Annotated in this window: 16 protein-coding genes; 4 read left to right on the forward strand and 12 right to left on the reverse strand. The window is 72.8% G+C overall.

Going from position 1 to position 13,454, the window contains the following annotated elements:
• Nucleotides 1-20 precede the first annotated feature (20 nt).
• From AB0D74_RS30340 to AB0D74_RS30350, 3 genes are all read right to left on the reverse strand, one after another.
• Nucleotides 21-896 (reverse strand): alpha/beta hydrolase, encoded by an 876-nt coding sequence (locus tag AB0D74_RS30340; RefSeq protein WP_362594043.1) that lies wholly within the window; start codon nucleotides 894-896, stop codon nucleotides 21-23.
• A gap of 176 nt (nucleotides 897-1,072) precedes the next feature.
• The gene (gene kynU / locus AB0D74_RS30345; protein ID WP_362594046.1) at nucleotides 1,073-2,260 is read right to left on the reverse strand and encodes a kynureninase; all 1,188 of its coding nucleotides are present in this window, start codon (nucleotides 2,258-2,260) and stop codon (nucleotides 1,073-1,075) included.
• Complete coding sequence (locus AB0D74_RS30350; protein ID WP_362594247.1) at nucleotides 2,253-3,095, reverse strand: tryptophan 2,3-dioxygenase family protein; 843 nt, start codon at nucleotides 3,093-3,095, stop codon at nucleotides 2,253-2,255. Before AB0D74_RS30350 ends, kynU begins: the two co-directional genes overlap by 8 nt.
• Before the next feature lie 663 nt (nucleotides 3,096-3,758).
• On the opposite strand from AB0D74_RS30350, the gene AB0D74_RS30355 reads away from it, so the two are divergent.
• Entirely contained in the window at nucleotides 3,759-4,178 is a 420-nt protein-coding gene (locus AB0D74_RS30355) for a DUF3151 domain-containing protein (protein ID WP_362594049.1), read from the forward strand.
• 20 nt (nucleotides 4,179-4,198) lie between these two features.
• Here the strand turns inward: AB0D74_RS30355 and AB0D74_RS30360 are convergent, their stop codons facing one another.
• The 5 genes from AB0D74_RS30360 to AB0D74_RS30380 all read right to left on the reverse strand — a co-directional run bounded on the left by AB0D74_RS30360 (nucleotide 4,199) and on the right by AB0D74_RS30380 (nucleotide 6,890).
• Nucleotides 4,199-4,612: a hypothetical protein gene (locus AB0D74_RS30360; RefSeq protein ID WP_362594052.1), complete on the reverse strand. Its 414-nt coding sequence runs from the start codon at nucleotides 4,610-4,612 to the stop codon at nucleotides 4,199-4,201.
• A gap of 2 nt (nucleotides 4,613-4,614) precedes the next feature.
• Entirely contained in the window at nucleotides 4,615-4,827 is a 213-nt protein-coding gene (locus AB0D74_RS30365) for a hypothetical protein (RefSeq protein ID WP_362594055.1), read from the reverse strand.
• On the reverse strand, nucleotides 4,824-5,252 hold the full coding sequence (locus tag AB0D74_RS30370; protein WP_362594058.1) for an ATP-binding protein: 429 nt from the start codon (nucleotides 5,250-5,252) through the stop codon (nucleotides 4,824-4,826). Before AB0D74_RS30370 ends, AB0D74_RS30365 begins: the two co-directional genes overlap by 4 nt.
• 221 nt (nucleotides 5,253-5,473) lie before the next feature.
• Nucleotides 5,474-6,262: a zf-HC2 domain-containing protein gene (locus AB0D74_RS30375; protein ID WP_362594061.1), complete on the reverse strand. Its 789-nt coding sequence runs from the start codon at nucleotides 6,260-6,262 to the stop codon at nucleotides 5,474-5,476.
• Between the two features lie 25 nt (nucleotides 6,263-6,287).
• Nucleotides 6,288-6,890 carry a sigma-70 family RNA polymerase sigma factor gene (locus AB0D74_RS30380; protein ID WP_362594064.1) on the reverse strand — a complete coding sequence of 201 codons (603 nt, stop codon included), beginning with the start codon at nucleotides 6,888-6,890 and terminating at the stop codon, nucleotides 6,288-6,290.
• A gap of 191 nt (nucleotides 6,891-7,081) precedes the next feature.
• On the opposite strand from AB0D74_RS30380, the gene AB0D74_RS30385 reads away from it, so the two are divergent.
• Genes AB0D74_RS30385 through AB0D74_RS30395 form a run of 3 tightly spaced genes read left to right on the forward strand, consistent with a single transcriptional unit; the run spans nucleotide 7,082 to nucleotide 9,230 of the window.
• The gene (locus tag AB0D74_RS30385) at nucleotides 7,082-7,546 is read left to right on the forward strand and encodes a plastocyanin/azurin family copper-binding protein (RefSeq protein WP_362594067.1); all 465 of its coding nucleotides are present in this window, start codon (nucleotides 7,082-7,084) and stop codon (nucleotides 7,544-7,546) included.
• Entirely contained in the window at nucleotides 7,543-8,556 is a 1,014-nt protein-coding gene (locus AB0D74_RS30390; RefSeq protein WP_362594070.1) for a metallophosphoesterase, read from the forward strand. The genes AB0D74_RS30385 and AB0D74_RS30390 overlap by 4 nt, the downstream gene beginning before the upstream one ends.
• A complete protein-coding gene (locus AB0D74_RS30395) occupies nucleotides 8,553-9,230 on the forward strand; it encodes a hypothetical protein (protein ID WP_362594073.1) in 678 nt (225 codons plus the stop codon). The genes AB0D74_RS30390 and AB0D74_RS30395 overlap by 4 nt, the downstream gene beginning before the upstream one ends.
• 36 nt (nucleotides 9,231-9,266) lie before the next feature.
• Here AB0D74_RS30395 and AB0D74_RS30400 read toward each other — a convergent pair whose 3' ends face one another.
• The 4 genes from AB0D74_RS30400 to AB0D74_RS30415 all read right to left on the reverse strand — a co-directional run bounded on the left by AB0D74_RS30400 (nucleotide 9,267) and on the right by AB0D74_RS30415 (nucleotide 13,310).
• A complete protein-coding gene (locus AB0D74_RS30400) occupies nucleotides 9,267-10,709 on the reverse strand; it encodes an MFS transporter (protein WP_362594076.1) in 1,443 nt (480 codons plus the stop codon).
• Between the two features lie 67 nt (nucleotides 10,710-10,776).
• Nucleotides 10,777-11,799, reverse strand: a complete 1,023-nt coding sequence (fbaA, locus tag AB0D74_RS30405; RefSeq protein ID WP_362594079.1) for a class II fructose-bisphosphate aldolase — start codon at nucleotides 11,797-11,799, stop codon at nucleotides 10,777-10,779.
• 163 nt (nucleotides 11,800-11,962) lie between these two features.
• Nucleotides 11,963-12,511 (reverse strand): orotate phosphoribosyltransferase, encoded by a 549-nt coding sequence (gene pyrE, locus AB0D74_RS30410; protein ID WP_362594082.1) that lies wholly within the window; start codon nucleotides 12,509-12,511, stop codon nucleotides 11,963-11,965.
• Between the two features lie 10 nt (nucleotides 12,512-12,521).
• On the reverse strand, nucleotides 12,522-13,310 hold the full coding sequence (locus AB0D74_RS30415) for an aldose 1-epimerase (protein WP_362594085.1): 789 nt from the start codon (nucleotides 13,308-13,310) through the stop codon (nucleotides 12,522-12,524).
• Between the last annotated feature and the right edge of the window lie 144 nt (nucleotides 13,311-13,454).

Here is a 13,454-nt window from a genome sequence, read left to right on the forward strand (position 1 = left end):
CTACGCGGGGCCGGCCGGGCTCACCAGGCCAGTTGGGCGATCTCCTCCGCCGCCACCGCGCAGGCGTCCGCCGCCGGGTCGATGAGGGGGAAGTGGCCGACCTCCTCCAGGAGCGTCAGGCCCACCACCTCGCCCGCCTTCGCCGCCGCGTCCGCGTAGGACTCGGCGACCGCCTGCGGGACGACCACGTCCGTGCGGCCCTGCACCAGGGTGGTCGCGATGCCGGTCGGGAGCAGCAGCGCGGGGTCCGCGTACGGCTGGCGGTCGGCGAACTTCTCGTCGCCGCCGAGGAGTTGAAGCGCCGCGTTGCCGCAGACGTCCAGCTTCTCGGCCATCGCGAAGTCCGCGATCGGCGCCAGCGCCACGACACCCCGCAGCGGAGCGGGACCCGAGATGCGCCAGCCGGCGTCCGCCGGGAGGACGTGCCGTGCCGCCGCCCACAGCGCCAGGTGGCCGCCCGCCGAGTGGCCGGTGAGGACCGTACGGCGCAGGTCCGCCCGCGGTACCGCCGTACGGGCCAGGTCCGGCAGGGCGTCCAGCGCCGCCGCCACGTCGTCGAAGGTGTCCGGCCAGCGGCCCGCCACCGGGGCCGTACCGCCCTGCGCCGGGAGCTTCGCGCCGCGCCGGTACTCGACGTTGGCCACCGCGAAACCGCGCCGGGCCAGGTAGTCGGCGAACGGGGTGATGTGGCCGCGGTCGTACGGCGCACGCCACGCGCCGCCGTGCAGGACCACCACCAGCGGGGCCAGCGGGTCCTCGGTGCGCGGGGCGTAGAAGTCGATCACCTGGTCGGGATGGTCACCGTAGGCGGCCGTGGCGTCGGGCGCGACATGCGGGTGCGAGAAGGCCGACTCCTCCTCGGCGGCGGCCCGGGCTGCTGCGTCGTCGTCCGGCATGCTCCAACCTCTCAGGGACGTAAGTGTGTTGGCCGACCAGGTGGGGAAATCTGCCGTTGGCCGGGACGGTATCAGGCCGGTGACGTGCGCGGACACGCGGATGTCACGCACGGTGAGGATTGCTCGGTTCTGTACCGTCCCGGTCCCTGCCCGGGGATGACTATGTCGCCAAGTCGCTAGGCGAGCAGCACCTCTCCCAGCACCCGGGCCGCCCGCTCCGTGTCCGCGAAACCGACGTACAGCGGGGTGAAGCCGAAGCGGAGCACGTCGGGGTGGCGGAAGTCGCCGACCACGCCCCGTTCGATCAGCCGCTTCATCACGTCCCCCGCGTCGGGGCAGCGCAGCGCGATCTGGCTGCCGCGCCGCTCGTGGGCCACCGGGGTCACGCACTCGACGCGGCCCGCCGGGACGTACGCCTCGACGCACTCCAGGAAGAAGTCCGTCAGGGCGAGCGACTTGGCGCGTACGGCCGCCACCGGCACCTCGTCCCACACCTCCAGCGCCGCCTCCAGGGCGAGCATGGAGAGGATGTCCGGGGTGCCGACGCGACCGCGCACCGCCCCGGCCGCCGGTTCGTACCCCGGGCGCATCCCGAACGGCTCCGCGTGGGAGTTCCAGCCGGGCAGCGGGGAGTCGAAGCGGTCCTGCAACTCCCGTCGCACGTAGAGGTACGCCGGTGAACCCGGGCCGCCGTTCAGGTACTTGTAGGTGCAGCCGACCGCCAGGTCGACCCCGTGCTCGTCGAGGCCGACGGGCAGCGCGCCCGCGCTGTGGCACAGGTCCCAGACGGACACGGCCCCGGCCGCGCGGATCGCGGCCGTGAGGGAGGGCAGGTCGTGGAGGCGTCCGGTGCGGTAGTCGACGTGGTTGAGGAGGACGGCCGCGGTGCGGTCGCCGAGCGCCGCGGGGACCTCGGCGGGCGTGACCGGCCGCAGGGTGCAGCCCGTCAGACGGGCCACCGAGCCGGCGATGTAGCCGTCCGTGGGGAAGGTCGTCGCGTCGGCCAGGATCTCGTCGCGGCCCTCCCCCGCCAGCCGCACCGCACCGACAAGTGCCTTGAAAACGTTGACACTTGTCGAGTCGCCGACCACGATCTGCCCGGCCGCCGCGCCGACCAGCGGGGCGATCCGGTCGCCGATCCGCTCCGGCGCCGTCCACCAGCCGCTCTCGTCCCAGGACCGGATCCGCAGCTCGCCCCACTGCCGCCGGACGACGTCCTCGACGCGGCCGGGGACGTGCGCGGGCAGGGCGCCCAGGGAGTTGCCGTCCAGGTAGACGACCTCGTCCAGGACGAAGCGGTCGCGCAGCCCCGCCAGCCCGTCCTCCGCGTCCAGCTTCTCCGCCCTCAGGGTCAACTCAGACATGGGACCTCGCCGTCCACAGCTCCGGGAACACGTTTTTACGGGCGCGCTTCTCCAGCCAGGCGACCCCGGCCGAGCCGCCGGTGCCGGGCTTGGCGCCCATCGCGCGGCGGGTGGCGACCAGGTGGTCGTTGCGCCAGCGCCAGACGAGCTCGGCGACGTCGGTCAGCGCCTCGCCGAGACGGGCCAGGTCGGTGTCCTCGGTGCCGGAGTAGACGGAGGTCCAGGCGGCCTCGACGGCGTCGGAAGGTGTGTACGCCAGCGATATGTCACGTTCCACCAGCACCGAGTCCGGGATCGGGTACCCCCGCCGCCCCAGCAGCCGCACCACCTCGTCGTACAGGCTCGGCTCGTGCAGCGCCTTCTCCAGTTCCGCGTGGACGCGGGGCGCGCCGCGGTGCGGGACGAGCATGGACGCGGACTTCTCGCCGAGCAGGAACTCCATCCGCCGGTACATCGCCGACTGGAAGCCGGAGCCCTCGCCGAGGGCGGACCGGTAGGAGTTGAACTGGGCCGGGGTGAGCTGGCCGAGCGGCTTCCACGAGGCGTTCAGCGCCTCCAGCTCGCGGGTGGAACGCTTCAGCGCGGCGATCGCGGTCGGGATGTCGTCGCCGCGCAGCGCCGCCGCGGCCGTCTCCCACTCGTGCACGATGACGGTGAACCACAGCTCCATCACCTGGGTCGTGACCAGGAAGACCATCTCTCCGGGATCGTCGGAGAGGGTGTGCTGGAGGTGGGTGAGCACGTCCGCCTTGACGTAGTCCTCGTACGGCGTCGTGCCGGCGAAGTCGAGATGCGGGGTCTCGGGCTCGTTCGTCTCTAGAGCCTCATGGGACATCGCTGTCTCCTGTTGTACTCCGGGTAGCGGTCCGCCCCTGCCGATGCCGACACGGGGGCCCCGGTCCCCACCGGCATCTTCCGCAACGTACCCCGGAAACGGCAAGGCCTGCCCGTCGGGACCCCCCGTCCGGCGGCCTGCGGTCCAGGCGGTGCGGTCGGCGGCCGTCCACAGGGTCAGGGCGTTCCAGGCGGCGACCAGGACGAGGCAGACCGCCCAGAGGAGGCGTGCGGGCAGCCGGTGTCCGGTCGGGGTGTACCGGGCGCCCTCGATGCGCAGGGCGGTGAGTTCGCCGTCGGGGGCCGTCTGGACCCAGGCCCGCACCCGGCCCGCGCTGCCGGACACGATCAGCCCGTCCGGGCCGTCCGTCACGGTGCCGAACTCGCCGATCCGGGCGGCGGTGGCGTGCACGATCCGCTCCAGCGTCGCGACCCCGACGGCTTCCGTGACCCGCGGGGCGAGCCGCGGCCACTGCTCCGGACCTGCCGTGAGGAACCGGGTCAGAGCGAGGGCCTCCGGCGGCTGCCCGCCGGTCATCGGATCAGGCATGTGTGCTCCCCCTGCCGTCCTGCCTGCGGTCACGCCTGCCGTCACCTGCGGGACGGGCGTTCTGGAAGACGACGGGACGCGGGGTGGGGTTCTCGGCGGTGGCAGACTGGCGGCATGACGACGCACAAGAACCTGCTCGGTGGTCCGGAGCCGACGTATCTGCCGGAGAACGAAGAGGCGTACCGCCTGCTGGACGAGGAGTCCCTGCCCGCCGTCGAGGTCGCGGCACGGTTCCCGACCTTCTCGCCGGCCTGGGCGCTGCTCGCCGAGGAGGCGTTCGGGCGCGGCGCGGTCGTCGAGTCGTACGCGTACGCCCGCACCGGCTACCACCGTGGTCTTGATGCCCTGCGCCGCGCCGGCTGGAAGGGGCACGGCCCCATCCCGTGGGAGCACCGGGCCAACCAGGGCTTCCTGCGCTGTCTCGCCGCGCTGGGCCGCGCCGCCGGGGAGATCGGCGAGAAGGACGAGCACGAGCGGTGCTGGCAGTTCCTGAAGGACAGCAGCGCCGAGGCGTACGCCGAGCTGCACGGATAGCACGCGGACGGTCGCGCGCCTCAGGTTCCGGGGCGCCCGGCCGCCGTCCAGGCGGCGTACTCCTGGCGGACGTACGGCCGCCATCCGGGCGCGGGCATGGTCGCCTCGGGGTGGCAGGGGCCGGCCACCAGGCCGGGGTGGCGGCGGTCGTGCCGGACGAGTTGCTCGGCGGTTTCCGCGGCAGCCGCGACCGGGCCGGAGCCGCCGCCCAGGGCCATCCGGTCCATGAGGGCCGCCCGGCGCAGCAGCCAGGCCCGTTCGGCGGCCGTCGGGTCGGCCGGGGGGCCGGTGCCGGGCCCGGCCTGGCGGCCGTCGCGTTCGGCGCCGAGCGCGAGCAGTTGGTGCATCTCGCGGCGCAGGTCGGGCGCGTTCGCGTAGACCTTGGGCGCCGGCGGGGCAGCGGGCTTCGTACGGCCGTTCGTGGTGGCGTCCATGGTCATCGCTCCGGCGGGAGGCAGGGGTCGGCGCCGCAGCGTCGGCACGGCACCGTGGCGGGTGCGCCGTGCGACGGGGCGGTGGGCGGCGTGGGGAACCGGGCCGGGCCCGGGCAGTCGTCGAGCGGGCACGGCTTGTGGGTCGCGAGGGCCCGTTCGCGGGGGCGACCGGCGGCCCGGTGGCGCGGCTCGCCCGGGACGTCCTGGCCGGTCATGCCGAGCACCTCAGGCAGGCGCGGACCTCGCGGCCGGTGCGGGTCTGGTGGATCTCGGTGGACTGGGCGAGGTACTGGACGATGCCGGTGCCGCGGCCGTGTTCGTCGGGAGCCAGGTCGCGGTGGCCGCGCCGCACGGTCGTACCGGAGTCGGTGACCACGATGTGCAGGGTGCCGTCGTCGAGGGCGAGCGAGAGGGTCATGTGCTCGCGGCCGTACCGGGCCGCGTTGGCGGCGAGTTCGTCGACGATGAGGACGGCGGAGTCCCGCTCGGTCGCGGGCACGCTCCAGGTCTCCAGCAGATCGGCCGCGAAGTGGCGGGCGGCGGAGACGTGCGCCTCCTGTGCGGGGAGGGTGAGCAGCGCCTGGTGGCGGCAGGGCGGGCCGGACTGGGGACCCGGGCGGGGCGAATCGGTCACGAACATGGTCTTCAGGCTCTTCCGTGGAGGTGGGGTGCGGAGACCGGGACGGGGGCTGCCGCCATCGGCGTCGAAGCGCGGCGGTCGGTGTGCCGGTCCTGCGGGGGCGCGCTCATTCAGTTCCACGGATGGGGTGCGGGCAATGGTTCGAGCTGTTCGCACCTTTTGTCATAATTCTCGCCAGAATTCCGTCGGGCTTCTCGTCGGCTCCGGCGTCGGGCGTTGCTTCACGCCCGGATGGTGACCAGCTTCTGGCCGTCGCCCGCGAGGATCTCGAAGTGCTGGATGTCCCCCGGGGACATGGCGACCGCCCCTGGGACCGTGGTGCCGGGCGGGTATGCGCCGGCCAGCCAGGTGGCACCGTCCGCCCTGGCGCCGCCGGGCCCAACGGCCTGAAGGCGGCAGGTGATTCCGGCCGGCGCCCCCTTGGCGTGGACCTGGAGGACACTGCCCCAGGCGGAGGGGTAGACCTGCACCGAGGCGGTGACGCCGGTGGCGGGGTCGCTGCCGGAGAACGTGCGCGTGGCCGTCGGCGCGGTCGCCCCGGGCGGCGTCGCCTGGCTGGTCACGGACCCGGCCGTCGCCAGCCAGGTGCCGCCGGCGGCTGCCGCGACGAACGCCAGGGAGGCGCCGGCACCGGCCAGTTGCAGACGCCAGGTCCTGCGCCGCCGGGCCGCGGCCCGCTGCAACAGGCCTTCCAGCGCACCCGTCTGCGGCGCGGGCGTCACCACGGGCCGCGCGGGCGAAGAGAGCTGAGCGCTCTCGGCCGCCTGGGCCACCAGCCGGTCGGCCAGGGCACCGTCGGCCGCCGCCGGCGTCGTCCGGTCCGCGGCCTCGGCCTCCGCCTCGGTCACCGTCGCCAGCAGCGCGGGCAGCCCCGCCAGCCGGACGTGTTCCGCCCGGCACTCGTCGCACCCGGCGAGGTGGACGCGCACCTGTTCCAGCTCCGTATCGGGCAGTGTGCCCAGGACGTATCCACCCAGGGCCAGCCGGAGAGCGTCGTGCTCCGCGCTCACGGTCACCACCTCCCGCACATCACGGTCACGGCTCGATCCCCCGTTCCTGGAGCGCCAGCCGCAGGGCGTGCAGGGCGTAGTACGTCCGCGACTTCACGGTGCCCAGCGGAATGCCCAGCACCTGTGCGGCCTCCGCCATGGTGCGCCCCCGGTAGTAGGTCTCCAGCAGCACCGCGCGGTGGTCCGGGGACAGCGCCCGCAGGGCGTCGGCGACCGCCCAGCTCTGCAACGCCTGCTCGATCCCGTCCTCGCCCGGCGTCTGCTCGGCGACCCGCTCCAGCGCCTCGCCGCCCGTCTCGGCCGGCCTGGCCCGCCGAGCCCGGTGGGCGTCGATGACCAGGTGCCGGGCGACCGTGCACAGCCAGGCCCGGGCCGGGCCGCGCGCGGGCTCGAACGCCGCGGGGTGCTGCCACGCCCGCAGCAGCGTCTCCTGGACCACGTCCTCCGCCCATTGCCGGTCTCCCGATGTCAGTCGCAGCACGTAGTGGAACAGGGGCCCTGCGTGCTCCGCGTACAGAGTGCGCAGCAGCTCCTCGTCCGCGGTCGAAAGCGTTCCTCTACCGGAGACACGGCGCGCAGAGCGATCCGGATCAACCCTTTGATCACGCTTTCGGAAACTCCGGGGCATAAGTCGATCATCGCGCACATGAGGTTCTTTGTCCTGTAACGCACAGATCGGCACAGGTGACGCTCCGCGCCGCCGCGAAGAAATCTCGCAAAAGTGTATATATGCCGAACCGTATGGCCCTCGCCGCCCGTGGAGCCGGACAGAGCCAAACAGAACCGACTCCCCACCCGGCAAAGGACGGACCGAGCGCCATGCACCCGAACTTCCGCACACCAGGCCGACGATCACGCACCGCGGCAGGGCTGACTCTCGCCGCCCTCGCCGGCGCCGGCACGCTGGGGCTCCTCAGCTCCTGCGCCCCGTCGCCGCACCCCGCGTCACCGCACTCCGCCTCGATGCCCGGCATGAACATGCCCGCGAGCCACCCGAGCACGAGCACCCGCACCGGCACGCCGGTGAGCGGCACCGCCGTCGCGATCAAGAACTTCGCGTTCTCCCCGGCCACGCTGAGGGTGACGGCGGGCACGACGGTGACCTGGACCAACCAGGACACCGACGCCCACACGGTCACCAGCACGAGTCCGGGCGGCCCGTTGCACTCCGCCGCCCTGGCCACCCACGCCACCTACAGCCACACGTTCACCAAACCCGGCACCTACGCCTACCTCTGCACCGTCCATCCGTTCATGACCGCCACCGTGGAGGTGACCCGATGACCGCCTACGACGCATCCGAGGAGCCGCGTGAGCCCGGTGGGCCCGCCGCGGAACACGGCATGACGCGCCGCCAACTCATGCGGCACGCCGGGTGGTTCGGCGGCGCGGTGGTGCTGACCGTGGCCGGCGGGGAAGTGACCAGCCAGATCGCCGGCGCCCGGGGCTCCACCGCCGAGGCCGCCACCGGTACCGCCCCGGGTGCCGCTGACGGCGCCGCCGCGGGCAGCGGTGCGCTCCGGTTCGTGCAGGTCTCCGACAGCCACATCGGGTTCCAGGGCCCGGCGAACACGGACGTGGCCGGCTCGTTCACCGAAGCGGTGAACCAGGTCAACTCGCTCGGGTTCAGGCCCGACTTCGTCATGCACAGCGGCGACCTGACCCACCTGTCCACAGCCGGGCAGTTCGACCAGGTCAAGCAGATGATGTCGAAACTGAGGACGGACCGTGTCTTCACCGTGCCGGGCGAGCACGACTCCATCGGCGACGCGGGCCGCGCCTACCGGCGGACCTTCGGCGCGGGCACCCTCGGCGACGGCTGGTACAGCTTCGACACCCACGGCGTGCACTTCATCGCCCTGGTCAACACCCTGAGCCTGGAGAAGCTCGGCCACCTCGGCAACGACCAGATCGACTTCGTCCGCAAGGACCTCGCCGGCCTGCCCTCGGACACCCCCGTCGTGGTCTTCAGCCACATCCCGCTGTTCGCGATGTACCCGAAGTGGGGCTGGAGCACCGACGACGCCCTCAAGGTCATCGCCCTGCTGCGCCGCTTCTCCTCGGTCACCTGTCTCAACGGCCATGTCCACCAGCTGTTCAGCAAGACCGAGGGCAACATCACCTTCCACTCCGCGACCACCACCGCCTACCCCCTGCCGAAACCGGGCCGGGCCCCCGCCCCCACCCCGCAGGTGGTCCCCGCCCGGCAGCTCAAGGCGGCGCTCGGCATCCGCAGCGTCGGCTACCGCCGGGGCGACCGCGAACTGGCCGTCAAGGATCAGAGGCTGGCATGAAGAGCCGAACACCCCTCGTCCGCGCCCTGCGGTGGGCGACCGCCGCGACCCTCGCCGCCGGCGGATACGTCCACGCGCAGCTCTACGCCGACGGGTACCGCTTCGTCCACGTCGTCGGCCCGCTGTTCCTCCTCCAGGCAGGCGCCTCCTTCGCCCTCGCCGTCCTGCTGGCGGCGGGGACCCCGCCCCCGCTGCTGAGGGCCGCCGCGGCCGGCGTCGCGCTCGGCGCCCTCGGCGGCTTCGCGGCCTCGCGCACGGTGGGCGTGTTCGGGTTCACCGAACGCGGTCTGCAGCCCGCGCCGCAGGCCGCCCTCGGCCTCCTCGCCGAGACCGGCACGCTGCTGTGCCTCGCGCTCTGGCAGACGGCCGTGTTCAGGGCCCGACGACGAGAGGCACCGCCCGTGCGCCTGGAACCACGCCCCGGAAGCGCCTGGCCGAGCCCGCGTCTGCGCGAACTGAGGGACACCGTGCGCGTCCTGCTCGGCCTGGACGACGACACCGCCGTCGTGATCCGCCAGCTCGGCGGCGACGCACGCGACTGCCCACCGCCGGAGACCGTCGTCGAGGTACTGCCCATGGACGGCGGCGAGCCGCACCACTGGACCCTCCACCGCCCCGCCGACCAGATCACCGAGCACGACCTGCGGACCACCCTGCTGCACCGCCGGCAGTAGCCACAGGCAGTAGCCACCGCCAGTGGCCTCCGGCGGCTAGGGCCGGCCCTCCGCCTCGATCGGCGGCGCCGTCACGTTCCCGTGGGTACGGCACTCCGGGCGTACGCAGCCCGGGGCCGGCCTGCGGACCAGGGCGAAGGCCAGGGCCGCGCCGACGACCAGGACGCCGGCGCAGATGGGCATGGCCCGGTGGAAGGCCGCGTCGAACGCCGAGGCCGACCGGTACGCCTCCGGGCCCATCCCCGCGAGCAGCGGCAGCGCCGCCACCGCGATCAGGCTGGCGGCGCGGGCCGCCGCGTTGTTGATGCCGCTGGCGATGCCCGCCCGGGTCGTGTCCACGGAGGCGAGGACGGAGGCGGTCAGCGGGGCCACCAGGGTGACCATGCCGACGCCCTGCACCAGGACCGCGGGGAGGACGTCCGTCAGGTAGTTCGCGTGTTCGCCGACCCGCAGCATCAGGAGCATCGCGGTGGCGCACAGCAACGGGCCGACCGTGAGCGGGATGCGGGGGCCGATGCGGTCGGCGAGGGCGCCCGAGCGGGCCGAGAAGAGGAGCATCAGGGCGGTCGTCGGCAGCAGCGCCGTACCGGCGGCCAGGGCCGAGTAGCCCGCCACCACCTGGAGTTGGAGCGCGGTGAGGAAGAAGTAGCCGCCGAACGCGCCGTACACGCACAGGGTGACGACGTTGAGCGCCGTGAACTGGCGGGAGCCGAAGATGTCCAGCGGGAGCATCGGGTCCTGGCGGCGTTTCTCGACGTACACGAAGGCCACGCCGGCCGCGACGCCCGCCACGGCGAGCAGGGACGCGGTCCCGGCCTCGATCAGCGCGAAGGTCACGAGGCCGAGGGTCAGGGCGCCGAGCACCGCGCCGAGGACGTCGAAGCGGCCGTGGGCGCGGCCGTCGGCGGACTCGGGGACGTGGCGCAGGGCGACGGGGACGCAGAGCAGCGCCAGCGGGACGTTGAGGAGGAAGACCCAGCGCCAGCCCGGCCCGTCCACCAGCCAGCCGCCCAGGAACGGTCCGATCGCCGCGCCGATGCCGCCGAAGCCGGACCACAGGCCGACCGCGCGGGCCCGGTCGTCGGGGTGGAAGGAGGCCTGGATGAGGGCCAGCGAGCCGGGGGTGAGGAGGGCGCCGCCGATGCCCTGGAGGGCGCGGGCGCCGATCAGTACGGCGTCGGTCGGGGCGAGGCCGCACATCAGGGACGCCGCCGCGAACCAGACGACGCCGATCACGAAGATCTTCCGGCGGCCGTACTGGTCGCCGAGCGAGCCGCCGAGCAGGATCAGGCCGGCCAGCGTCAGCATGTACGCGTTGATCGTCCACTGGAGCGCGGACAGGCTCGCGTCCAGGTCGTCGCCGATGCGCGGCAGCGCCACGTTGACGACGGTGGAGTCCAGCAGCGCCATGCTGGAGCCGAGGACCGTGGTGAGCAGGATCCACTTGCCCTGGGCTGAGGCGATCCGGACGTCGGGCATGGTTCCAGGTATACAGCGGACCCGGCGCCGTAGACAGACGAACGCCGGGTCCTGACCGTAATGCGGCTTACTTGATCTTGTTGCCCGCCGAGCGCAGGTTCTGCGTGGCCTCGACGACGCGCGCGGCCATGGACGCCTCGGCCAGCTTGCCCCAGGTGCGCGGGTCGTAGGTCTTCTTGGAGCCGACCTCGCCGTCGACCTTCAGGACGCCGTCGTAGTTCCTGAACATGTGGTCGGCGACCGGACGGGTGAAGGCGTACTGGGTGTCCGTGTCCAGGTTCATCTTCACGACGCCGTTCTCCAGCGCGGTCAGGATCTCCTGCTCGGTGGAGCCGGAGCCGCCGTGGAAGACGAAGTCGAACGGCGACTGCTTGCCGAACTTGGCGGCGACGCCGTCGCTCAGCTCCTTGAGCAGGTCGGGGCGGAGCACGACGTTGCCCGGCTTGTACACGCCGTGCACGTTGCCGAAGGAGGCGGCGAGCAGGTAGCGGCCCTTCTCACCGAGGCCGAGCGCCTCGGCGGTGCGGATCGCGTCGTCGACCGTGGTGTAGAGGGAGTCGTTGATCTCGTGCGAGACGCCGTCCTCCTCGCCGCCGGTCGGGGTGATCTCGACCTCGAGGATGATGTTGGCGCGGCGGGCCTGCTCAAGGAGCTCCTGCGCGACGGCCAGGTTGTCGGCGAGGGTCTCGGCCGAACCGTCCCACATGTGCGACTGGAAGAGCGGGTTGCGGCCGTTCTTCACGCGCTCCTCGGAGATCGCGAGCAGCGGGCGCACGTACCCGTCGAGCTTGTCCTTCGGGCAGTGGTCCGTGTGCAGCGCGACGTTGACCGGGTACTTCTCGGCGACGATGTGCGCGAACTCGGCCAGCGCGACCGAGCCGGTCACCATCTCCTTCTTGTACTGGCCGCCCAGGAACTCGGCACCACCCGTGGAGATCTGGACGATGCCGTCGCTCTCCGCCTCCGCGAAGCCGCGCAGCGCCGCGTGCAGGGTCTGGGTCGAGGTGACGTTGATGGCCGGGTAGGCGAACTTGCCTGCCTTCGCCCGGTCGAGCATCTCGTTGTAGACCTCGGGGGTTGCGATGGGCATCTGTCCGCTCCTTGGGTGTGCGGGTCGGGTACTGCTGGTTCTCTACGGCCCTGACCTAGACCTGTGTGGGGGCGACGTCATCGTCGTCCCCATCTTTCCAGACATGAACCGATGCGCCGGGCGCAGGTCAAATCCGGGTCAATCCCACTCGTCAACAGGGGTGTCAGTCCAGCCCCAGTTCATCCTTCGAGAAGGCGAACAGGTACGGCACCCCGGCGCCCTCCTGGATCTTCTCGGCGGCGCCCGTCGCCCGGTCCACGATGGTGGCGACGGCGACCACCTCGGCGCCGGCCTCGCGCACGGCCTCCACGGCGGCGAGCGGGGAACCGCCGGTGGTCGAGGTGTCCTCGACGACCAGCACGCGCCGGCCCCTGATCTCCGGACCCTCCACCCTGCGCTGCATGCCGTGCGCCTTCGCCGCCTTGCGCACGACGAAGGCGTCGAGACGCTTCCCGCGGGCGGCTGCCGCGTGCAGCATGGCGCCGGCGACCGGGTCGGCGCCCATGGTGAGCCCGCCGACGGCGTCGAACTCCAGGTCGGCGGTCAGGTCCAGCAGCACCTGGCCGACCAGCGGGGCGGCCTCGCCGTCGAGGGTGACGCGACGGAGGTCGACGTAGTAGTCGGCCTCCAGCCCCGACGACAGGGTCACCCTGCCGTGCACCACGGCCTTGTCCTTGATCTGTTGCAGCAGCTCAGCGCGTACGTCCGTCATGCCGACCAGCTTAGAGGCGCGTCCACGTCCAGGTGGTCGTGGCTTCCAGGGGCTCGATGGGCGTGACGAGCCGGGGCAGCGTGTTCAGCCCGTTCGGCGGACCGGTCTGCGGCTCCACGCAGACGGCCTCCGCCTGCTCGTCGTAGACCACGACCCACTGCTCGCGGCTGGCGACGTTCAGCCGCAGCCGGCCCGGCCAGGTGAGGGTGACGTCGACTCCGTCGGGCATGCCGAAGCAGTCGTCCCAGGGGCCGGGCGCGGGGTCGACGCGGTTGCCGGTGGGCAGGTGGTCGTCGCCGCGCTCCTCCTGCCAGGCGGGGGCGAAGTCGACCTGGGCGTCCTGGCCGCCGAGGTTCCGGTTGAACCAGGGGTGCCAGCCGATCTGGGCCGGGAAGGAGTCGTCGTACGTCTCCACGGACATCGTGAGCGTCAGCGAGTCCTCGGTGAGCTGTACGACGTGGGTGACGCGGGCGGGGTGCGGCCAGGGGGCGCCGAGCTCACGCGTGATCACGGCCTCGGTCGCGGAGACCCGGGCGGTGCGCCAGGCGCCGTCGCGGGCGGTGCCGTGGATGGCGTGCGGTGGGGAGTTGAGGGGCATCTGGACGAGGGTGGCGCCGTCGAGGAAGCGGCCGTCCCTGATCCGGCCGCACCAGGGCACCATCGGGAAGCAGCCGAACCGCTCGCCCTGCCGGAGCAGTTCGAGGCCCCCGACCTCAAGTCCGGCGATCCGGCCGCCGTTGCCGGGATGCAGGTGCAGGGTGACGTCGCCTGCGGTCAGCGTGATGTCTTCGTTACTCACGAGACGAGACTAGTGGGACACCCACCCCGGGTCTCAGGCGCGGGTGGACGGGGGCCGCCCAGCCGGTCCGCCGCGGGTGGGTGGGGGCTGGTCGCGCAGTTCCCCGCGCCCCTGACGGGGCGCTGCAGTTGCCGTCGCTCCTTA

The sequence above is a fragment of the Streptomyces sp. NPDC048278 genome (assembly GCF_040652195.1).
Lineage (GTDB): Bacteria > Actinomycetota > Actinomycetes > Streptomycetales > Streptomycetaceae > Streptomyces.